The 24,164-nt window shown below is 50.8% G+C and carries 5 protein-coding genes; 4 read left to right on the forward strand and 1 reads right to left on the reverse strand.

Annotated elements, in window-relative coordinates; translation table 11 throughout:
- Window positions 1–17: 17 nt before the first annotated feature.
- The 4 genes from Q3O60_RS12255 (at window position 18) to Q3O60_RS12270 (ending at window position 23,235) form a co-directional block, all read left to right on the forward strand.
- Window positions 18–19,910: an SDR family NAD(P)-dependent oxidoreductase gene (locus tag Q3O60_RS12255; RefSeq protein ID WP_305894231.1), complete on the forward strand. Its 19,893-nt coding sequence runs from the start codon at window positions 18–20 to the stop codon at window positions 19,908–19,910.
- An 8-nt stretch (window positions 19,911–19,918) separates the two neighbouring features.
- Window positions 19,919–20,935: a hypothetical protein gene (locus tag Q3O60_RS12260; protein WP_305894232.1), complete on the forward strand. Its 1,017-nt coding sequence runs from the start codon at window positions 19,919–19,921 to the stop codon at window positions 20,933–20,935.
- 69 nt (window positions 20,936–21,004) lie between these two features.
- Window positions 21,005–22,174 (forward strand): NADH:flavin oxidoreductase/NADH oxidase family protein, encoded by a 1,170-nt coding sequence (locus tag Q3O60_RS12265; protein WP_305894233.1) that lies wholly within the window; start codon window positions 21,005–21,007, stop codon window positions 22,172–22,174.
- Window positions 22,175–22,176: 2 nt separating this feature from the next.
- A complete protein-coding gene (locus Q3O60_RS12270) occupies window positions 22,177–23,235 on the forward strand; it encodes an NAD-dependent epimerase/dehydratase family protein (protein WP_305894234.1) in 1,059 nt (352 codons plus the stop codon).
- A gap of 1 nt (window position 23,236) precedes the next feature.
- Here Q3O60_RS12270 and Q3O60_RS12275 read toward each other — a convergent pair whose 3' ends face one another.
- Window positions 23,237–24,157 (reverse strand): hypothetical protein, encoded by a 921-nt coding sequence (locus tag Q3O60_RS12275; RefSeq protein ID WP_305894235.1) that lies wholly within the window; start codon window positions 24,155–24,157, stop codon window positions 23,237–23,239.
- Between the last annotated feature and the right edge of the window lie 7 nt (window positions 24,158–24,164).

Here is a 24,164-nt window from a genome sequence, read left to right on the forward strand (position 1 = left end):
GTTCAAGGATAATAAGAATGTCGACAATTTCACATAAAGATATCGCAATTATTGGTATGGCGTGCCGCTTTCCCAAGGCTGAAAATTATCATCAGTATTGGGAAAACCTTTTGGCTCAGAAAAGCTGTATTTCTGATATTCCACATACCAGATGGGATTGGAGGCATTATGATGGTGATCCACTCGTTGAAGTCAATAAGAGCAATTCTCGATGGGGTGGGTTCATCGACAAAGTGAACTGCTTTGATTACCGTTTTTTTGGTATTTCCCCTTCCACGGCACAAGCGATGGATCCGCAACAGCGGATCATGCTGGAACTCTCATGGGCATGTATGGAAGATGCCGGAGTGGTACCGCAATCGCTGGCTGGTCAAAACGTGGGGGTGTATATTGGGGCGTTTAACTTTGATTATAAGGAGCTGTTAGAAAAACATGATCGACCCATTGAGGCCTATCAGTCGACGGGCACCGCGAATGCTATTATCGCCAATCGGATCTCGCATTTTTATGATTTTAATGGTCCCAGCGTGACCGTGGATACGGCGTGTTCGGCATCAATGAACGCGGTACACAGTGCCATGCAATCCCTGCAATTAGGAGAGACAGATTTGGCGCTGGCTGGCGGTATCAACTTGATCCTGACGCCCACACGACACATATCATTTTCAAAAACTGGGATGCTGTCTCCGAGCGGCCAGAGCAAATCATTTGATGCGGGCGCTGATGGTTATGTGCGCAGCGAAGGGGCGGGACTCATTTTGTTAAAGCCCTTAGCGGCTGCCCTGGCCGACAACGATCAGATCCACGGAGTGATAAAAGGGGGGGCCGTTAATCACTGTGGTAAGACCCATACACTGACCTACCCTAGCTATCAAGCCCAAGCCCAGGTTATCTCCCGTGCGATGCACAATGCCCAGGTGACCCCAGATACGATGACCTACATCGAAGCCCATGGCACCGGGACACCCAAAGGCGACCCGATAGAGATCCAGGGACTCCAGCACGCATTCCAACACAGCACCGATACTCAGTACTGTGCCATTGGCTCGGCCAAGTCCAATATCGGTCACCTTGAAGCGGCTGCGGGCATCGCTGGGATCATCAAAGTGTTACTCTCCATGCGCGCCGGTGTACTACCAGGGTTGGCGAATTTTAAATCGCTCAATCCGCGCATCACCTTGGATGACTCGCCGTTTTATGTGCTGCAAAACACCCAGCCATGGCAACAGCGCACCGATAGCCAAGGTTACTTGCTGCCGCGACGTGCAGGCGTCAGTGCATTTGGTTTTGGTGGCACCAATGGACATATTGTGCTTGAAGAAGCCCCCGCAAGGGCGCAGCCATCACCGCAAGAAGCGGCTCAATCACCACATATATTTGTGTTTTCAGCCAAAGCTGAGGCCAGCTTGCAGGCGCAACTGACCAATATGCACGCTTGGTTGTCACGTCAAACTACGTTGGCGTTAGCGCAGCTCAGTGCCAACTTGTATAGGCATCGCACGCACTTTAGTAAACGTGTTGTGGTGATAGCGAGCTCACAAGCAGCCTTGTTGGAAAATTTACAAGATGCCATCGCGGCGGTTGCTGAGCAGGCATATGGTAAGCCTTTTCATCGCGAGCGCCAGAGAGAGGCGCCTGTGTATGACCAGGCGGCGCAATGGCTACAGGGGATGGACATTGACCATCACCAGGTTATCCCTGAACTGACGCAGCATATCAGCTTGCCCAGTTATGCCTTCGAACCATCACCGTGCTGGTTTGAGTTGCTACCTGAAGCTGACAACCAAGCACTGTATGCGCCAACAGAGGCGACACCAGAATTGGCTGTGCACCGCGTAGTGCAGGGGGAGAATATGGCTGCGGGCGTCGGAAAATGTGCGCTTGTACCGCGTTGGGTACCACTTGAACCACAGCTTCAAAATGACGTAGCGAGCAGCCAAACCGGCACGGTGTGTCACGAGGGGGTTGTTTGTGTGGTGGGGGCGAATGTATCGCAACAAACGACACTGTCAGCACTGCATGACAGGGTCTATTTTTTTGACGCGCAGCAATCGCCGGATAAGGCATTGGCTGAGATAGCCTCACAGCACATCAGCCATGTCATTTGGATCCCACCGATGGCTGGTGATGACGTCCCTGGCGGCGCTCAGAACCGCGCAGTGCAGGTCTGTTTTCAATGGCTACAGTTTGTCTTACACGGGCTGTCGGTTGCACCATCCTGTGTGACATTGCTGATGCAACAAGATAAAGACCTGCCAGAAGATATTGCTTTTGAGCACGCACCTCTGGTGGGCATGCTTGGCAGTATTAGCAAGGAGTATCCGGCGCTGAATGTACGCTTGTTTGATGTGGGGAATGACACTGAGTGGCCGCTACAGATCATTGGTGACATACAGCGACGTGTTGACGGGGTCCATCTGTATCGTAATGGACAGTGGCTCGTGCGTCAGTTTGTGCCGATCAAATGGGCGAATACCTTATCAACAACCGCGCAGGAGTCTGTGTTATGTCGCCCTGGTGGCGTGTATGTACTCGTGGGAGGGGCAGGGGGAATTGGTCGCGCTGTCACAGCATATATGCTCAAACAGCAAAATGTGCATATTGTCTGGCTGGGCCGCAGAGCTTTGGATCCGCAAATTCAATCATCTATCGAGCAATTGCGCAAAGAGGGGGGGACATTGCAGTATGTGCAAGCCGATGTCACAGAGTATGGTGCTTTGCAAACGGCCTACCACACGATTCTCAAGCAGTTTGGTCGGGTCAATGGCGTGATCAATGCCGCGATGGTTTTTAAGGCCTGCGCCTTTAAAAATATGAGCTTTGATGATTTTTCCGCCGTCTATGATGCCAAAGTACAGAGCAGTGTGAACCTTGCCCGGCTATTAAAATATGAATCGCTGGATTATTTGGTGAACTTCTCATCGATCAATAGCTTTATCACCGCTGCAGAGCAAAGCCACTATGCGGCAGGGAGCATGTTTCAAGACACCTTATCAAATGCGTTACAACGGGTAGTACCGTTTCAGGTGAAAACCATCAATTGGGGATACTGGACGGCTGAGGGGGCACTGGCTGACTCTGACATGTTCCAATATTGGCGTGCCAAATCCGGGGTGGGGGATTTAACCATCACCGATGCGATGGCAGTCCTTGAAACCGTAATGCGCTCAGAGCTTCATCAAGTGGCGTATATTAACGCCTTGACGGCATCGGCTAACCTGCCAAATACCGACCTAAAACAGCGCTGTTACGTTGATGCCGTGGCGCGTCGTGATGCACTGGAACTCAGTGATTTGAATCGCTTTTTGTTGCCGGCTGGGCCTGAACTGGGCGGTGGCTTGACGTTTCGTGCGGCAGATGAATTGACCATCCAATATATGTGGTACCAACTTTACCGCTGCGGCCTGTTTGACGGTTCGGATTTGACTCTGCAAGCACTCCAGCAGCGTTTGCAGCAATTGCGCGCAGAGCAAACCGTTTCTTATCTCCAGCTTTGGTTACACAAGGCCATCAATTTACTGTGTGAACGCGGCATGCTTGCTTATCAGACCTCTGAGCAAGGTGCACAGTGCGGATTGTCTATCACCGAACAAGGTCGACAACTTGCGACGGATGAGCGGATCTTAACGCAGTGGGCTGAGGCGTGTGCAAACTGGACCGCGGATCCTGCTACGGCGGCACAAGCCCGGTTACTCGACGCGACTTTATCGGCACTACCAGCCGTTCTCAGCGCAGAAAAACGGGCGACTGAGGTCATGTTTCCTGAGTCCTCCATGCGCCTGTTGGAAGGCATTTATAAACATAATCCGGTATCGGATTACTTTAACCGTTTGGTGGCGGATGTGGTTTCGCATATTATCCGGCACGGCTTTATGCACGGGAAAAAAACGCGCATATTAGAGATAGGCGCAGGCACTGGGGGCACCAGTGCGCTGATCTTCGAGACCTTGCAAGGCGTGCAACATCAGGTAGAAGAATACTGCTATACCGATATTTCACGCGCTTTTTTAATGCATGCACACACGCACTATCAAGCGCACAACCCGTTTTTGAAAACGGCGATTTTTAACGTTGAGCAGCCAGTCGACGAGCAAGCAGTGGAGCGCGGCAGTTATGATATGGTGATCGCAACGAATGTGTTGCATGCGACGCGAAATATTCGCAACACGTTGCGAAATGCCAAGGCGCTGCTGAAAGCTGGCGGCGTTTTGATCTTAAATGAATTATCCGAAGATTCCATCTTTTGTCATATGACCTTTGGCCTGCTCGAAGGATGGTGGTTACACGAGGATTCCGCGATCAGGATCCCCGAATGTCCGGGGCTGACATCACTTGGCTGGAAACAAGCGCTAGAGCAAGAGGGGTACCATGATGTGGCTTTTCCACAGCTGAGCGCACATCCGCTGGGTCAACAAATTATTGTTGCCAAAAGCAATGGCGTACAGTTTGCGCAAACACAGCCATCCGCAGACACTCAACCGCCACCTGCTGCGGCCAACATTGACACGGATGGCGCAAGTATAAAGGATGAGACTGAGACCAATGTGCAGCCTGTGGCCACGCAGGCGCACAGCGTATCAGAGCTGAAAAACACCATCAAGCAGGTCATCGCGGATGCCTTAAAATACAGTGTGAATGACATTCAAGTCGATGAGTCATTTGCGGATTATGGGGTAGATTCTATTACGGGCGTGAATGTCGTTCAGGCTTTGAATGAGGCACTGTCACTGACTTTACACAGCACATGTTTATTTGATTATACCAATATCACACGGCTGGTTGACCACATTGCCTCGCAGTTGCCCGAAAAGCACATTGCTCAGAATGAGAGCACAGATGATGAGGGGGCGGCTCAAAACCAGCCTGAGCTACAGAGTCGTGCACCAGCAAGCATGCCTGCGGCATCATCCGATGACGATATCGCCATTGTTGGCATGAGCGGTCGCTTTGGTAAAGCGGACAATGTATCCGCGCTATGGGCTGCACTGGAAAGGGGCGAAGATTTGGTTGAGCCGGTGCGGCGTTGGAATTTGGCGCAATATTATCCGGATACTGACCCGAGTGAGTATTGTGATACGGGAGCATTGCTGACGCGTATTGATCAATTTGATCCTGGCTTTTTTAACCTGTCTCCCAAAGAAGCCACTTATATGGACCCGCAGCAGCGGCTGTTTATGGAGACCTGCTGGCACGCTTTGGAAGATGCCGGGCTCAGCGAGCAAAGCCTAGATGGTGAAGCGGTCAGCATCTATGTGGGGTGCGAGCAGGGAGATTACGACCACTTGTTTGACGATGCGCCGTTAGCGCAGGCTTTTTGGGGCAATGCGCCGTCCATTATACCTGCCAGAATATCTTATCACTTGAATCTAAAAGGGCCGGCCATCGCGATTGATACCGCGTGTTCAAGCTCATTGGTCGCTATCCATCACGCCTGTGAGAGCTTGCGACATGTCGACGTCGATATTGCCATTGCCGGTGGGGTATTTGTGCAATCCACCCCAGATTTTTATCTTAAGTCTAATCGCGCCAATATGCTGTCTAAGTCTGGCAAGTGTTATACCTTTGATGAGCGTGCCGATGGATTTGTACCCGGCGAAGGGGTCGGGGTGGTTGTGCTCAAAAGATTGCGTGATGCCATTGCCAACAAAGATAGAATTTATGGCGTGATCAAAGCCAGCGGTATAAACCAAGATGGTACCAGCAATGGGATCACCGCGCCAAGCTCGATGTCTCAAGAGTCTCTGATCAGAGATACCTATGACAATTTCAATATTAATCCAGAAAACATCCAATTGGTTGAGGCCCATGGCACAGGCACTCGCTTAGGCGATCCCATTGAATATGAAGCCTTAAGCCGCGCATATCGCCACTATTCCAAGCACACCGCCTGGAGTGCATTAGGATCGATAAAAACCAATTTAGGACATGCCGCGACGGCTGCGGGCATGGCCGGCCTGTGTAAAATATTGCTGTCGCTACAACATAAAAAAATACCCGCATCGCTGCATTACAACACGGGGAATCCCGCGATCCAATTTGATGGTTCCCCTTTTTATGTCAACACCGAGCTGTCGGACTGGCAGTCGCATGGGCAGCGCCCCAGAGCTGCGGCGATCAGCTCGTTCGGGTTTAGCGGCACTAATGCCCATTTAGTGATTGAAGAAGCGCCCGAATTGCCGCCCACAGAAGCGACACAAACCCATTACTTACTCTGCTTGTCGGCAAAGACGGCGCAGCAGCTCAGTCGCCGCGTTGAAGATCTCCTGGTACATGTACAAAGAGGGCTTGTCAGCAGTTGTGCGGATCTGAGTTACTCTCTATTGCTGAGACGGTCTCACTTTGAGTACCGCTTTGCGTGTGTGGTTGAAAGTCTGGCGCAGGCTGAGCAGACCCTAAAGCAGTGGATAGCCCGTGAGCCGGGCGCGCAGGTTTACGACAATATTCAGTCAGTGACTGCCAGCGCGGCGCGACCAGGCTACGCACAGTTTGCAATGGACTCACTGAACAAAGCGATCACTGCGCAAAATCATGAGCTTTATCAGCAAGCCCTTGCTATGCTTGGGCAGCTCTACAGCGAGGGCGAGGCATGTGATTTTTCAGTGCTATTTCAGCACAGTGCAGCCCGGGTAATCACACTGCCTGACTACCCTTTTGAACGCAAGACTATTTGGATAGATAACCCAGGTGAAACCAAAAGCAGCGCGGCTGTGCAGCAGCGGGCCAACACTCTTCACCCATTAGTGCATCACAACGCGTCTACCTTTTTGCAGCAGCGTTTTGTCAGTCACTTTGACGGCCAGGATTACTTTTCACAACAACATGTGATCCATGGCAAAAAGATATTACCCGGTGTCAGTATGGTTGAAATGGTGCGTGCGGCGCTGTCAATGTCAACGCACGGTACGAAGCCCGTTGAGCAACAAACACTGGTGATGAACAACATTGGATGGTTGACACCTTTTATCCTCGATGAGCCCGCAAAAACAGTGCACATTGACCTGTCTCGTGATGAAACCTGCACGCGATTTGAAGTCAACAGTGTTACGAGCTCAGCGCAAGCCGAGCCACTGACGCATTGTAGCGGAGAAGTGCAATTGGAAACATCTTCTGCGCCATCGAGTCGTGCTGAGCCTGAACGCCCTGAAAGCGGGTCGCTGGTGTTATCTGCTGAGTCTGTCTATGCGTATTTTGAACAGTGCCAGATTGCGTATGGTGTGCAGTTTAGGCGGGTTTCACAATTGACCCTCTCAGGCACGCACGGGGTGGCGGATATTGTGGCGCACCCGGAACAAAGCGTGACACAAAAAGAGATGATGATTGAACCGGGTATGTTTGATGGGGTGTTGCAATCCGCTGCTGTCCTGATTGCCCGCAGTTGTCATATTCACGAGGCACTGGTGCCAATTGCGCTAGAGCAATTGTGGATCTATGGTGCATTCAATGGCACTGTGCGCGCACATATCAACCTGCATTCCGATCTCAGTGCGCACGCCGGTGTGCACAAAGTGAATATTGAAGTGTTTAGCGAAGATGGAAAATTGATTGCGAGCATGACCGGGTTGAGTTTTCGAGCCATGGTACCGACCTCTCCCTCACCGGACAAGGTGCCTGTGTCAGCGGCGCAGGACGGGCAAACGTTACAGTTTAGCCGCGCGATACAACCGACAGCGCGTACGGTGAGTTTCGCACCGAGTGACCGTGTTACACTGGATAAAGCGCAGTTGATTGTGGTCTTGGATGAGGGCCAAGTGCAAATCCAGGTCGGCGCCGATTCTGCGTCGTGTCAGGCACAATTGCAGCAAGTGTGCGGGCAATTTAATGGCGCTATTCATCAGGACTTTGACAAGACTTTGGCGCAGTATTCGACCTGCTTGCTGGCTATTTTGCAGTTGCTTATACAGCAAAAACATCTGACTGAGATCCGCTTGCAAGTGGTCGCCGTCGCACCGATGGCTGAAGATGATGCAAACATCCTGACATCGGTTACGTCGAGCTTATCCGCGTTGTTAAAAACCATCGCACTGGAAGATCCGAGATTTCATTGCCAGTTTATCGACCTCGCAGCGCGACAAGGGACTGCGCCACCCAGCCAGGCACACATTAGTGGACTGTGTCATGTCGCTGCTAAGCATCAGGGTGAAGCGTATTTGCTATATAAAAACAACACGTTATACCGAGAGACTTGGACAGAAATGGATCCAGTTGCAACGCCTTTGAGTCCGTGGCGTGATGATGCGGTATACCTGATCACCGGCGGTTTGGGCGGGATTGGCTATGCAATTGCACAAGATATTGTGCAGCATGCGCGCACCGCACGTATTTTCTTACTGGGGTCGCGTCAAGCGGACAGGCAGACTGAGCAGCAGATAGCTCAACTCAACGGGCTTGGTGGTCACGCGTCTTATCACAGTGTCGATGTGACGCAAGTGGGTGCACTCAATACCTTTATTGCTGCCCACAAAAATGCGCTGAAACGTATCACCATATTGCACTGTGCCGGGGTGACGCGTGACAGCCTGGTGGCCTATATGGCACCTGCGCATTTGCACCAGACATACCAGCCAAAAACTGCTGGCGTGGTGAACCTGGATATCGCCACCGAGCATTTAGATGTTGAACACCTGGTGCTGTTTTCTTCTGTGAGCGCCGTACTGGGGAACGTGGGTCAGGGGAATTATGCCACTGCCAATAAGTTTATGGACTGGTATGCGACTTATCGCAATCAGTTATCTCAGCGCGGTGAACGCAGAGGTCGTACTGTGTCCATCAACTGGCCTATTTGGGGCACTGAGGGGATGGCAATTGATGCGCCGACCCTTGCGCGCATGCACCAGGATTGGGGGATGAGCACGATGGCGCCGCAAGAAGGCCTGCAAACGCTCTACCAAGTCTTACAGGGTCGACACGACAATGTGTTTGTCATGCATGGTGTCAGCGCGCGGATCCGGGCGCTGTTCAACGCGCCATCTGAGCCCCAATCGTCTGATCAGACAATGGATTTTTTGATAGCACAGAGCTGTGAATTGACTGGTGTGGCAGCGCATGAGCTGGACACGCATCTTGCATTTGATGAGTACGGTTTTGATATGACACAGCGGAGCGCGCTAATCGACCGGCTCAGTGCAAAGTTAGGTGAGAGTATCGACAAAGCAATTCTGTATAGCGCACGCTCTCTCGACGAGCTAAATGCGTATCTTAATCACCCAACTGATCACCCTCAGCAGAGCCCAGAGCTGTCCAACTCAAGTGCGCAAGTCAGCTCAGAGCAGCACACGCCAGTGGCGACGCAACAGTTCACTGACAATGTTGCGCAGCTGTTGCGTGAACTGGTGCAGCAACATACCGATATCGCACTGGAGGACATTACCAGTGAGGCGCATTTTGAGCGCTACGGCATTGATTCTCTGATGGTGGTGAGTATGACGAGTGCGCTTGAGAAGATATGTGGGCGTTTACCCAAAACGCTGTTTTTTGAATACAATAGCATTGCCCAGATCAGCCAATATATCTCAGAACATTACCCTGACAAGTTGCAAGCGCACTTTGCGCCCACAACTGATGTGGACGCTCGTACAGCTGCGACGGAGGGAGAAAGCATTGACGGTGAGCTCACTCAGCACTGCGCCGCATCACAAAAAGAAGCGCAGCAAGCGGAAAACACGGCATTGCCAGCGCAACCAGAACACATTGCCATCGTGGGTATTGCAGGTCGCTATCCCAAAGCGAGTTCGCTCCATGAGTTTTGGCAAAATCTCGTACAAGGTGTTGATGCCATTACTGAGATACCGGCCTCGCGTTGGGATCACAGCCGTTACTTTGATGAGCGCAAAGGGGTGCTCGGTAAAACATACAGCAAATGGGGCGGTTTTATTGATGGAGTGGATGAATTTGACCCCTTATTCTTCAATATCTCTCCCCATGATGCGGAGTTTATGGATCCGCAGGAGCGTATATTCTTGCAGTGTGCCTATCACGCGTTAGAAGATGCTGGTTATGCCGATACCTATTGCGCTCAGCCAGGTGCCAACCCGCTGGGTGAACAAGTGGGTGTATTTGTCGGCGTCATGTATTCGGAATATCAACTTTACGGCGCGCAGCAAGGTGTGCACGGCACACCGATTTCACTGGGCGCAAGTGCAGCCTCAATAGCCAATCGGGTGTCATTTAGTCTCAACTTTACGGGACCGAGTTTGGCTGTCGACAGTATGTGCTCAGCGTCATTGACGTCAATTCATTTAGCGTGTGAAAGCATTCTCAATGGTCACTGTGATGCCGCGATTGCTGGCGGGGTTAACTTAAATCTGCACCCGAATAAATATTTAAACCTGGCGCAGGGTAACTTTGCTTCATCAGAAGGGCGTTGTAAGAGCTTCGCCGCGGATGGCAATGGCTATGTGCCCAGCGAGGGGTGTGGTGCGCTGATCCTGAAGCCACTTTCACAGGCGTTACGGGATAATGATCACATCTATGGCCTGATAAAAGCATCGTCGATTAATCACGCGGGTAAAACCAATGGTTACACTGTGCCCAGCCCCAATGCGCAAGCTGAGGTGATCAGCCGTGCCCTGTCCAGTGCCGGTGTGGATGTGACCACGCTTGGCTATATCGAAGCCCATGGTACAGGCACATCGCTGGGCGATCCGATTGAAATTTCAGGGTTAGAAAAAGCCTTTAATGGCATGAGCAGTGCACCATTTAGCTGCCGGATCGGCTCTGTAAAATCGAATATTGGACACTGTGAGGGTGCGGCAGGGGTGGCTGGTGTGAGCAAAGTGCTGTTGCAGATGAAGCATCAAAAATTAGTGCCATCAATCCACGCTCAAACACTGAATCCAAATATTGATTTTGAGCATTCTTTGCTGCAACTACAAACCGACTATGAAGATTGGCCTCACCAGCAGCTGGGTGGCACCATGTTACCTTATCGCGCCGGTATCTCTTCGTTTGGTGCCGGGGGGGCAAACGCACATATTGTGCTTGAAGAGTATCCCGCACCTGCCCGAAGTGCCGCTGATGACCGTGATGTGGTGCTGCCATATATGTTCTCTGCTGTAACGCCTCAGCAGTTGAGTACCTTGGTCAGTGATTTCTTAGCGTGGTTTGCAGCGGGGCATTTTGACTTAGTTACGCTTGCTGATATCGCGTATACGCTGCAAGTGGGACGCAAAGCACTCAAAGAACGTTTGGTGATCATTGCCAGTTCTCGCACAGAGTTGGTTGAGAAGCTCAAATCGTATCAAGGTGGGCAGGCCGTAACCGGCGTGTTCAGTGCAAATATCAAAGCGGCGCGCGAAGCGCCAGACCAAGTCGTTTCAGGCTTTATCGCCTATCCCTGGTTGCTCGACTGGTGCTTGGGGCACAGTGTGGATCCCCAGGCACTGTGGTTTGCACACCAGCAGGTTCGCCGCGTGTCTTTGCCGACCTATCCATTTAAGCAGGACTCATATTGGTACACATCAATTTGTGATGATGCACCACAGCTTGCGCCTGTGACGCCACACCAGCATCCGTTGTTACAGCGTAATACATCCAATTTTGCGGGCGTATGTTATGAAAACGATTTTAACGGCCAGGAGTGGTTCCTGCGCGACCATCAAGTGAGTGGCGAAAAAGTTCTGCCGGGCTTGGCCTATCTGGAAATGGCGGTGCAAGCTGCCAAAGACGTCAGTCAACTCAGCGATAGTAACCGTCTCTCGCTGTCAAATATTATCTGGCGCCGCGCTGTGGTCGTGGGTGAACAGGGGGGGCGAGTTGATATGACCCTGACACCCAAAGACAGCAACAACGACATTGAGTTTATGGTGCAACATAACGGCGCACTGTGTATGAGTGCGCAGCTAAACATCCATCAACCGGGGTCACAGGACGACCGCTCTGGTGGCAATAAACAACCCGATTTACAGCAATTAAAGGACAGTGCACGCGCCATGGCACCTGCTGGTTTTTATGCGGAATTTGCGCGCCACGGCATTACTTATGGTGAGACACACCGTTTGGTTCAAGCGCTGTACGTCACGCCAACTCAGGTACTTGCCAGTATCGCGCTTGCGCAGACGCAGCAAGACCAGCTGCGTACGTTCACTTTACATCCGGGCCTGATGGATGCCGCTTTGCAATCAATCAAAGCATTTTACATACAAGATGCGGATCCACGTTTGATGGTGCCGTTCTCCTGTCAGCAAGTGCTCATCCACGCAGCGCTCAGCCCCACTATGTGGGTGCTGTGTCGCCGGGATAACAAGGGGGCAAAACATCAATTTGATATTGAGGTGTTCAATAACACAGGTGAACTAAGCGTGCAATTTAAACAGTTAGCAGTGATGCCATATCATGGGCCGGGTAGTGTCCATCACGCGCCTTCAGATGAGCAGGACAATATGACCAAAATCAGCGCAAGCCAGAGCGCGACGTCAAGGGTAGCAAGCCAGCACGAAGCGTGGGATCAATATTTGATACCGCGCTGGACAACGGTCGCCGTTGCCGCTGAGCATGAAAGTCGCGATACGCAACGCAATACGTTAGTGGTGGAGCTGGGAGACTACTCAAAAGCGCTCAGCGTATTGCAATATAACAAAGGGACAAGCATTGCGCTCAAAGAGAGCTACTCTGTCGAGGACATCGTCAACAAGATCACCCATGCAGGCGAATTTGATGAAATCGTGTGTTTAGCTGCCAATGTTGAACTGGACTATGAGAGGGCGTCAGGTCATGATTTAGACCTTGCATACACTAAGCTCAGCAGTATGCAAAAAGGGAGCGCATTGTTGTGTTTTAATTTTATCAAGGCGTTGCTACAGAGTGGTTATGCGAATCGTGCACTTGATATCAAACTGGTTACGATCCATGCCTTTTCGGTCTTGCCGGGTGAAGGTGCAGATCCCGCTTATGCGAGCTTACATGGCCTATTTGGCTGTCTGGCCAAAGAGTATAAAAACTGGCAAGTCACGGCTGTGGATAGCGATTTTATCAGCGGCTTGCCAATACACGCGCTGAGCCGTATTGAGCAAGCTACGGATGGCGTATCGATAGCCTACCGACAAGGGCAATGGTTTATCCAACAACTATACTCTTATACGCCACCGAGTGTGTCGGATGAGCCCTATCGCGATGGGGGGGTTTACGTGGTTGTTGGCGGCGCGGGCGGTTTAGGTCAGGTGTGGAGTGAAATGATGATTAAAACTCATCAATCCCATGTGATCTGGATTGGCCGTCGTGAGCAAGATAGCGCGATCAGCGACGCCATAGAACGTCTTGCACAATATGGCCCTAAGCCCTGGTATCTGTGCGCGGATGCCAGTGATCCCGTTGCGATGCGTGACGCGTTAGATGCAATTAAGTTACGCCATTCGCACATTCATGGGGTCGTGCACTCAGCATTGGTGCTGCAAGATCGCAGTTTGGCCAGAATGTCACAGGATGAGTTCCTCGGTTGTTTAAGTGCCAAAGTGGATATATCCCTGTGCTTGGCACAAACATTTAAGGCAGAATCGTTAGATTTTGCTTTGTTTTTCTCATCCTTAATTGCCTTTACACGCAATCCAGGGCAAGCAAACTATGCCACAGGATCGGTGTTTGAAGATGTCTTCGCGACACAAATAAACCGCCATTGGTCATGCAAGGTGAGCGTGATCAACTGGGGGTATTGGGGGGATGTCGGCGCGGTTAGTGATGCGTCTTATCGTCAGAGAATGGAGCAAGCTGGGATATTATCGATCCAACCAGCGCCTGCCATGGCGGCTATTCATCACTTGCTGAGCAGTGATGAACCACAACTTGGATTTATTCGTGTGGATAGCGGGGCGCAGGTAGGCGGCGTGAACGAGCACGCTCAGATCACACGTGCTCAGGCGCTGCCTGATGTATTACCGGATATTCAGGCTGAATTTAACTTGGCCTACCAAGCAGGCACTGCGCGTCAACAAGCCCTCAGTCACCTTGAACAATTAGATCAGCAAGCCAGTCAAGCCCTAGCTGACGCTTTGCTGCCATTGTTAGCCGTGCAACTACGTGCTGCGGGAATCTTTGCTATGAACCATGGCTCAGAGGTGAGCATGTCCGATCTGGTTGGCAGCATACAAAGACTGGGGTTAAATGCGTTTCATTCGACGATGTTTAGTCAGTGGTTGACTTACAGTGTGGAGTTATTACAGCAAGCAGGATGGATCAAACAAGCGGGGCAGCAGTTGCTCTCATTGCAGCCAGTGCAGGCACTTAATGCGGACACCTGTTGGCAGCGCTGGAAACAATATTGCCAGCATAACCAGGACAATAATCTAATCGCGGCTAAAGCGACGCTATTGGATGCCATGGTTACGGCCATACCTGGCATCATCACGGGTAAGCTAAAAGCCACCGATATTATGTTCCCTCAGTCGTCCATGGCTTTGGTCGAAGGGGTGTACAAAAACAATGAGGTGTCGGACTACTTTAACCATGATGTCGCATTGACTGTATGTGCTGCTATTCGAGCCTGGCAACAACAGGGGCATGGTCGCACCTTGAGAATACTGGAGATCGGTGCCGGCACGGGCGGCACCACCGCTGGTTTGTTAGAAAAGCTGCGACCTTTTGCGCCACAGATCGCTGAATATTGTTACACCGACGTCTCACAGGCATTTCTCAATCATGCACAAACCCATTATGTGGCAGACTTTCCATTTATCAAAACACAGTTGCTCAACATCGAACAGCCCCTCTTGGCGCAAGGGGTGAATACAGGCAGTTATGATATTGTGATAGCAGCACAAGTATTACATGCCACTAAGAGTATCAGTACGACACTGGTCCACACCAAAGCACTGCTCAAACGAAATGGCGTATTGATCCTCAATGAACTGAGCGAGCGCTCTGTATATAGCCATCTGACTTTTGGTTTGTTAGATGGTTGGTGGCTGTATCAGGACGCCGCTTTGCGAATGCCGTATTCGCCAGGGTTATCCTCATCAGGCTGGCAACATTGTTTGGCTGCACAAGGGTTTAGCCAAAGCTACTTCCCCGCACCACAATCTCATGGCATGGGTCAGCAAATTGTCATTGCGATCAGTGATGGCAATTATATTCTACCCAGGCAGGCAGGTAGCACAGAGCTTCCTTTAGGTGTCGGTAAACCGACAGAGCAGGCAGCACAGACTGTGCCTGCGGCCAGTGCCAGTTCAGGGCAAACTGCACATGCGCTGACACAGGTAAACTCAGTGATCATGCAGGCATTTTCGGCGGCCTTGAAAGTGCCAACAGAGTCCATTGACCCCACAGAAGCGTTCTCGGATTATGGCTTGGACTCGATCACGGGCGTTAATGTGGCGCAAACCATTTCCACTGAGTTGGGGGTGGATCTGAATACGACGGCGCTATTTGACTATGTGAATGTGGAGCAGCTGGCACAGTATGTGGTGTCTTTGTTATCAGACCAGGCTGAAAATGATATACCCCACGTCAAGCCAACGATGAGTCGCGCAGCACCCGGGCACTCGTGGCAAGTTGATCACGCTGAGGTGATGGCCGTTATCACGCGTGCGCTCTCGTATGCATTGAAAGTGCCGCCAGAGGTGATTGAACCAACGGAAGCCTTTTCGGATTATGGGCTAGACTCCATCACGGGTGTGAGTGTGGCGCAAACCATTTCCAATGATTTAAACATTGACCTCAACACCACGGTGTTATTCGACCACGTCAATGTGGAGCAGCTCTGTCAGCATATATTGGCACAAAACCCTGACATCACCGAAGCAACAGTATCGACATCAGCGCCACCAGAGTGGGCAGCGGCGCAGAGCAGCCAGTCAAAGGTCGCGGATGATGCGCAGCAAGCTGCAATTTATGCGGTGATCACACAAGCGCTGTGCGATGCATTGAAAGTGCCTGCGGCTGACATTGATCCCCACGAAGGGTTTGCGGACTATGGTTTGGACTCGATCTCTGGGGTCGGTGTGGCACAACAAATTTCCCAGCAGTTGGGCATTGAGCTCAGTACCACCGTGTTATTTGATTATGTGTCAGTACACCAGCTAGCGGACCATATTTTGACGAGCTATCCAAGACTCGGCATCGCAGTAAAGGCGAGCAGTGCTGACGATGCGCAAGCGGTTCAAACCGCTTCGGATAATGATCTGATGCCTTCGGCCAATGACGTTCAGCAGACGCCTAAACATGATGTGCAAGATGCGCCAGCTTGGCGTGAGTACCCAGATGAGGCGATCGCGGTGGTGGGAATGAGTGGCCGTTTTCCAGGCTCCGAGAGTGTGGATGCGCTGTGGCACAATATTGCCAACCGAGTTGATCTGGTGACGCCATTAACACGTTGGGATATGTCAAAATACGCAGGACTATCCGCTGATTTTTGTGCGCAAGGGGGCTTTCTTAGTCACATCGATCAATTTGATCCCGGGTTTTTTAATATCTCCGGGACAGAAGCAACCTATATGGATCCACAGCAGCGATTGTTCTTACAAGAGTCTTGGAAAGCGCTTGAAGATGCAGGTTATGCTGGCGACCCCAACTTTGGTGAAAAAGCGGGTGTGTATGTTGGCTGTAATAGCGGTGACTATAAGAATATTTTGTCGCAAGAAGCCCCTGCTCAGGCATTTTGGGGAAATGCCAGCTCTATCACACCGGCGCGTTTATCTTATTACTTAAACCTGATGGGTCCTGCCGTGGCGGTAGATACGGCCTGTTCAAGCTCTCTGGTTGCGATCCATTTAGCATGTCAGGGGTTGTGGTCTGGCGAACTTGATGTGGCGCTGGCAGGTGGGGTGTTTGTGCAATCAACCCCTGAATTCTATCTGCAAGCGGATCGTGCCAACATGCTGTCTAAACGTGGCCGCTGTCAGACGTTTGATGCCGCAGCGGATGGCTTTGTGCCCGCTGAAGGGGTCGGTGTGTTAATACTCAAACGATTAGCGGATGCCCTGGCGGATGGCGATCATATCCATGGTGTCATTAAAGGCAGTGGTACCAATCAAGATGGTGCCAGCAATGGCATCACAGCACCCAGCGCAAAGTCGCAACAAAAGCTGATAAAAGAGGTCCACCGTCGTTTTAACATTGCACCTGAGGATATTCAGTTGATCGAAGCCCACGGTACAGGTACTAGTTTAGGGGATCCAATTGAAAGTGAGGGTCTCAAGGCGAGCTTTCAAAGTGACAGCGCTCAGCCAGCGAACGCGTGTGCTTTAGGGTCAATAAAATCCAACATGGGGCATGCGATCACAGCGGCTGGCGTTGCCAGTGCGATCAAAGTCTTAATGGCGTTAAAGCATCGTCAGCTACCTCCGACAATTCATTATGAGAAGCTCAATGCGAAAATCAATTTTGGCGACACGTCATTTTACGTAAATACTGAACTCATGCCGTGGGCGCAGCCTGTGAGCAAGCCAAGAACAGCGGCGATCAGCTCATTTGGATTCAGTGGTACCAATGCACACCTGGTGCTTGAAGAAGCGCCGATCACCGGGCATGTCCAACCGCAGCGCGCACAGTATTTATTTATCTTGTCGTCACAGTCACAGCCCCAACTGGTGACCATGGCCAAACAACTCCTTGCACACAGTCAAAGTCACGAACTTGATCTGGCAGCAACGAGCTTTACCTTACTCAATGGTCGGAAGCACTGTGCACACCGCCTGGCGTGGGTTGCCCGTGATCAGCAAGAATTGGCACAGATCTTAACGGCATATATCGAAGGCACAGAGCACCCCGCCTACAGTTATGCGCAATTTGATAGAAAAGCGTTTAAAAAACAATTATCACTACAGGCATATAGCAACGAGTGTGTACAGCGCTTTACGAGCAGCCAAAGTGCACAGGAGCAGTATGATGCATTGCGTATCATCGCTGATCTGTTTGTCCAAGGGTATCGCATTGAATTGAGCCGTCTATTTTTAGACACAGAGCGCCGCCGAGTGCCTTTGCCTACTTACCCCTTTGAGCAGAAAAAATATTGGGCTCCTGCCTCTGAGGGGGGAGACGATACTGGCGCTGAGCCGGCTCCTGTGTCCAATGCGCAGCCTTTTTCTTGGCTGTTAACACAGCCTCATTATATCCCAGTTCCCTTTGATGCCGTGGCTTCATGGGATAAAGCCGTGGCGAAACTGGCGGGTAAAACCCTGTATCTGTTAGGAAATGAGCCGCAAACAGCGGCGTTGGCTAAGTTACTCAATCAAGTGTGTGATAAAGCCGGGCTGGTCGATGTTCCAGCGCTAACCTGCTTGTCCTATCAGCAAGCCGCAGTCATGGACTCGTTAGCGTCATTGCCTGATCATATTTTATGTATAGATACGTTAGACGACAGCGCACGACAAGCGCAAACAGGCTTGCAGGGGTTATTTGGATTACTCAAAACCACGATGAAAAGTAATTGGCATCAGGCTGTTGAAGTGTATTATATCTATGAAGACAGATCTGCCAGCCAAGCGTATCTTGATGCGATGTCCGGATTTTATGAATCCGTGAATCGAGAAAATGAAGGCTATCGCTTTACTTTGATCCAGCATCGTTCTCAGCAGCAAACCTTACAACAAATGTTGCTACAAGAGGTATTACAGAGCGATGGCGTCAACAAAGCGGTTAAAAAAGTGCAGTATCAGCAAGGGATGCGCCACGTAGAGCAACATGTTGAATACCACCAAGATGAGGCTTTCGGGGCTTCAATGAATGGGGCTGAGCCGGTCGCCTTTGAGGCTGGAAAAACCTACCTCATTACAGGCGGGTTTGGTCCTGTTGGTCGTTTGTTATGTGAACGACTGGTGAAAACCTGGCAGGCCAACTTTGTCGTGCTGTCGCGCTCTGTGCTGGACGATGAACAGCGAGCGCTGTGCGAGCAGCTCAACCAATACAAAGGGCGCATCCATTACTATGCGGTGGATATTTGTGATCAACTGGCACTGCAGCATACCCTGGATCAGGTTACTCAACAATTGGGAGCGATCCATGGTGTGGTGCATATGGCAAGGTTAGTGCACGATAATCTATTGGTAGCGAAAAGTTGGCAGGAATTTAGCGACACGATACAGGCAAAAGTCACAGGTACGGTTAATCTGGATCAGTGCCTCGCCGAGGCACCATTGGACTTTTTTGTGATGTTTTCGTCGATTGCCGCTTTTGGCTTGCGCGGCGGAACGGATTACGGTTATTCGGCGGCCTTCCAAAATAGTTTTGCACGCTATCGAAATGGCCTGACAGCACAAGGGCGACGTTCTGGTCGAGCAATATCACAATGTTGGGCTGGATGGAGCGTAGACCGATATATGCCAGCTGCGCGAATGGATGTCATGCAAAAACACGGTATGGTCCCCATCGATATGGATGCTGCGATGCCAATGTTCTGTGAGAGTTTGAATTTATCCGAGCCCGTGGTCGGGTTTGTCGGGATCTCTGATAAAGACAAAGCGAAGCACTTCTTTGGCGTCGATATGCAAGACACTGTGACACCCCAGTCGAAGCAACTTGAACAGCTCTTGAGTGAGTGGTCGACACAACCGTCATACCTGAGTGACGGCGACAAAGGGGCAATGAAGGATGCAATGGTTGGCATGTTAGCTCAGTTTGATGTCAATCACTTCAGCGATGCCCAAGTAGCAAAAGTGCATGGGATCTTGTTTGGCCAAAGCCAAGCGAGTACTGAGGATGCCGTGCGTAAAGTTGCCGCTGAGTCAGCGACTGAGCAGCCACAGGGGGAGCAACGCGACATCCAAAAAATTGTCCTGGACACCGTAAAACACGCGTTACTAGTCGAGGAGATCTCGGTTGATGAATCATTACAATACTATGGTATGGACTCTGTGTCGGCTATGCAGATCTCTTCGCGTTTAAGTAAAAACTTGGGTATGCAGATCGAACCGGTTTGGCTGCTCGAAAACCCAACTGTTCGAGCGTTTGCAGATCACTTAAATGCGCAGTTTGCAGACTCAATATAAAACATGACATGAACAGAGTGCCCCTCGTTGCTGCCAAACGTGGTCATAGTGCAGGGGCAAGTTACGATATTTTAAGGATTAGAGGTTTAAATATGATGAGGCTATCCTGTTTACATTCTGTCAAATACTTCCTGGGAGAAGTGGAGCACCAATATGATGATGTTGAAGTTTTTCACAGTGTGTTAGCAGAACATGGACTGCCAAATATGCCCAAGCTGTTTGCTTGGGGAGGGTATCGCACGTCAGCCAAAACGATATTCGAAATGGCATTTGATACTATGCAGCAGACACTTGCCGTAGCACCCGTGGAGGCACAAGAGGTTGACCTTGTGATCATTTGTAGTTCCGATTTTAGTCCATTGGATGAAACCCTGTCGTATAGCCAGCTGCTGCTATCTTTGGGGATGGAGCGCGCGTTCCCAATGGGTGTTACGGTCTCTGACTGTGCGAATCTACTGTCAGTATTAGATATGGCCAGAGACTTTATTGAAAGTGGTAAATATCAGCACATTTTGCTGGTCACCAGTAATAAAATCCGTGATGAGCAGCATCGCTTTCAAGATTACGCGCTGTTTAGTGATGGTGCAGCAAGTTTTATGGTGTCCAGTAAAAAGGCGTTGAGCCAGATGCCTGAAGACGGGCTGGATATTGTGGATTCTCAGATCAATGCACACTTACAGTTAAAATTGGCGGGGGAAGACATCGACGATACGCCGCTATTTACCATCACAGCACAACAATTAATGGCGCGTAATCACCTGACTATTCGCGACCTTAGCAAAGTCTTTAGCAACAACCTTTACATGCCGGTGATCACCCTCAAAGAGGGCTGTATTGGCGTCAGCAAAGCACAGCTCTATCTGGACAATATCGCGCGATTTGGACATTGTTTTTCTGCCGACTCGATTATTAACCTGGTCGATTATATGGCCAGCTCAGCGACGACTCATGGGGAGTACTTTGCATTGCACTCCAGCGCGTCAGGGCTAAGAGCACAAGTGTTGTTGCAGGTATGTCGAGACTAACCATACCCATATCAACAAGGGATTTTTAATAATAACCGGGTAGGTGAGCGGCTGCCCGTGGAGGCGTTTATGAAAGACAGTGCACCGGATATGCTCGCTGCGCGGTATGCCTTTTCCGATTCTGTGGTGGTTAAAAACCGCATTTTTAAATCGGCGATGAGTGAACAGTTAGGTGATAAAAATCATAATCCAACTGATAAGTTAGTGACCTTATATCGTTTATGGGCAGAGGGAGATATTGGTATTTCAGTGTCTGGCAATATTATGATTGATAGGGCGGCCCTGTCCGGGGCAAGGGATGTGGTGTTAGACCAACACAGTGATCTGGACAGCTTTCTCCGCTGGACCGCTGCGGGCAGTGAAAATAACACCCATTTTTGGGCGCAAATCAATCATCCCGGGAAGCAAATTATTAGCCAGTTATGTGCTCAACCCGTGGCCCCCTCTGTGGTGCCTTTGAGCAATGGCCTTGCGCGCCATTTTAATTTGCCACGGGCACTGACAGACGAGGAGATCCTGGCCCTGATAGACAAGTTTGCAAGCTGCGCAGCGCTGTGTAAACAAGTGGGCTTTGGCGGTGTACAGATCCACGCAGCCCACGGCTATCTGATCAGTCAGTTTCTCTCACCACTGCATAATAGACGTACAGACAGGTGGGGCGGGAGTTTGCAAAACCGGATGCGCATCTTAGTGGCAATTTATGAGTCAATTCGCCTTGCCGTTGGCCCGGATTATCCGGTGGCCATAAAACTCAACTCGGCAGACTTTCAGCGGGGCGGGTTTAGTGAAACAGAGTCAATGGAGGTTGCCAGAATGTTGGATGATATGGGGGTCGACCAAATAGAGATCTCTGGCGGCACCTATGAGAACCCGGTCATGATGGGGAAGATGAAAGACAGCACCCAGGCGCGGGAGTCTTATTTTTTTGAATATGCCAAGCAAATTCGCACTCAGGTTAACACGGCGCTGGTTGTTACGGGCGGGTTCCGAAGCGCCAAGGGGATGAGAGCATGTTTACAGAGCGGCGCTGCGGATTTTGTGGGGGTTGCGCGGGCTTTGGTCGTCGATCCCAAGTTTGCCAGACTGGTGCTCGCCGATACACAAAGCGGGTTGACCTTACCGAGAGATCCGCAAGGGGAACATATGAGCATCGCTTGGTATGAGAGTAAGATCAGAGGGCTGACTCGTCAGGCTGGCACAAGCAGAGTGTCAAAAATAAGCAAACAAGAAGGAGTGTAATTGTGCGTGAAACGGTATGTGTTACGGGGGCAAGTGGCTATTTAGGGACACATGTTGTCGCTGAGTTGCTTTCACAAGGTTACCGGGTAATCGCCTCGGTGAGAGAGGTCGCAAGTGAGGGGGCGCAGCATCTGCGCCAGCTGGCACTGGCACATGGCGCAGATACGCTTGAGGTGATGCGCGCTGATTTTACTGTGCCAAATAGTTTAGATGCCGCCCTGGCAGGCAGCGACTTTTTGATTGCCTGTGCGGCAACGACGGCACTGGGGTTTACCCGAGATGTCGATGTGCCACACACACACCAGGATGCGAACATCATAGGTGCCGACAATATGTTGCAAAGCGTGAAGCGCTGCACACATTTGAAAAAAGTCGTGTATAGCTCTTCAATGGCTGCGGTATTTCGTTCGGATGTTGGCGGCGATCACCTATATGACGAAAGTGACTGGAATAATGATAGTAAAGCCAATAGTGAGCCCTATTTTTATTCTAAAACACAGGCTGAGCGGTTATTAAAGACCCAGCATGAAGCGGATACATCGGGTGCATTCCCCCCACTGGTGCGATTTAACCCATCTGTTTTGATGGGGCCGTTTACTGCCAGGGCGCACCAAGATTCCAGTATTTCCATATTGCGTAATTTACTTAATGCACGCGCAAGTGGCTGTCCTCGCTTGTATTACAGCATTGCCGATGTGCGCGATGTTGCGAGAATATATGTGGAAGCTTTGCGCAATCCTGCTGTCGAGGGGCGTTACTTATTGCCGGGTAAGTCAATTTCGTTGTTGGGCATTGCCGCCGTTGTCGCACAGCATTTCCCTATGTATAAGATGCCGCGCCGTGAATTAAAGGGTGCGATGGTGTACGCCTTAGCGGCGCACAACACGGGGTTAACGACGGCTTACCTGGACAAGTTCTTAGGTATTGAGCACCGCTTTGATGACAGTAAGTTAAAGCGGGATTTTTGTGATCCATATCGCATCGATTTAGTGCAGACCCTGATAGACTCTGTGACTGCGATACGCACCGTTGCTCAGCCAGGTGTCCAGTCTGCGATTTAATTCAGGCCGGTACAGACTCAAGTGCCGGAAACCCCCACCTGGCCTGAATGTGCGTGGGCAGCTGCAGTAGCTCGACGGAGAGTGAGGCACTGTGCACATATGCACTATTGGATATCGCATCGCCCATCGGCAGACATAACGGTTGATAACCCGCATCCAATAGACTTTGGTACAGGGGCGCAAAATCAGCGTGCTCTCGAATGCCGAGGGCAATATTGAGCACCCCCTGATCTGTGGGGGCCTTCGTGTGATGGGCACAAGTATCGCTATATTGGGTGAGCTGTAAGTGATAACTGCCGCATACCAGTGCTTTACTTCGTCGTGTCATTTCACTGTGTTGCGTCTGCTCAGACAAGCGTTTAAATTGCGGATCAAAATGCGCAGGTGTCGTGCATTCAGATAAACCAAAGCCCTTAGTGAAGTGCGCAACTTCGCTGTCCAAATCGCTCACGGTGGCCCCAATCCCGCGAAGTGTTGGCTTAGTCAGGGTTCGCGAAGTCGAACTGGAAAAAATATCCAAGATATTATTATCAATGTCTCTGACCAACAGGTGTTCGGTGCCCTGCTCATGATACCGGCATATTTGACGCATATGGGGAGCAAGTTGCGGATCTTGACAGATCTCATCAAGGGATGGTGCCTCAATAAACAGCATATTGTAGCCGCGTGTTAGCATATTGTCTGTGTTATCTGTCGAATGGGGCTGTTCAAAGTGAAAGATCTCCAATTGAAAAAACGGGTCGTCGCCAGTGAGCCAATAACATTGTGCTCGCACTGTTTTACATCTGAAAATGCGGGCGGCGGCAATGCCGTGTACCGCGCGCTCCCCACTGTCTTGATAGCCCAGCAGCTTTTTATAAAAGCGGCGGCATAGATGGGGGTGTTTGGTGGTGAACGCCAATTGACAAAGATGTGGATACATAACCGTG

The organism is Alkalimonas collagenimarina (assembly GCF_030717845.1).
Lineage (GTDB): Bacteria > Pseudomonadota > Gammaproteobacteria > Enterobacterales > Alteromonadaceae > Alkalimonas > Alkalimonas collagenimarina.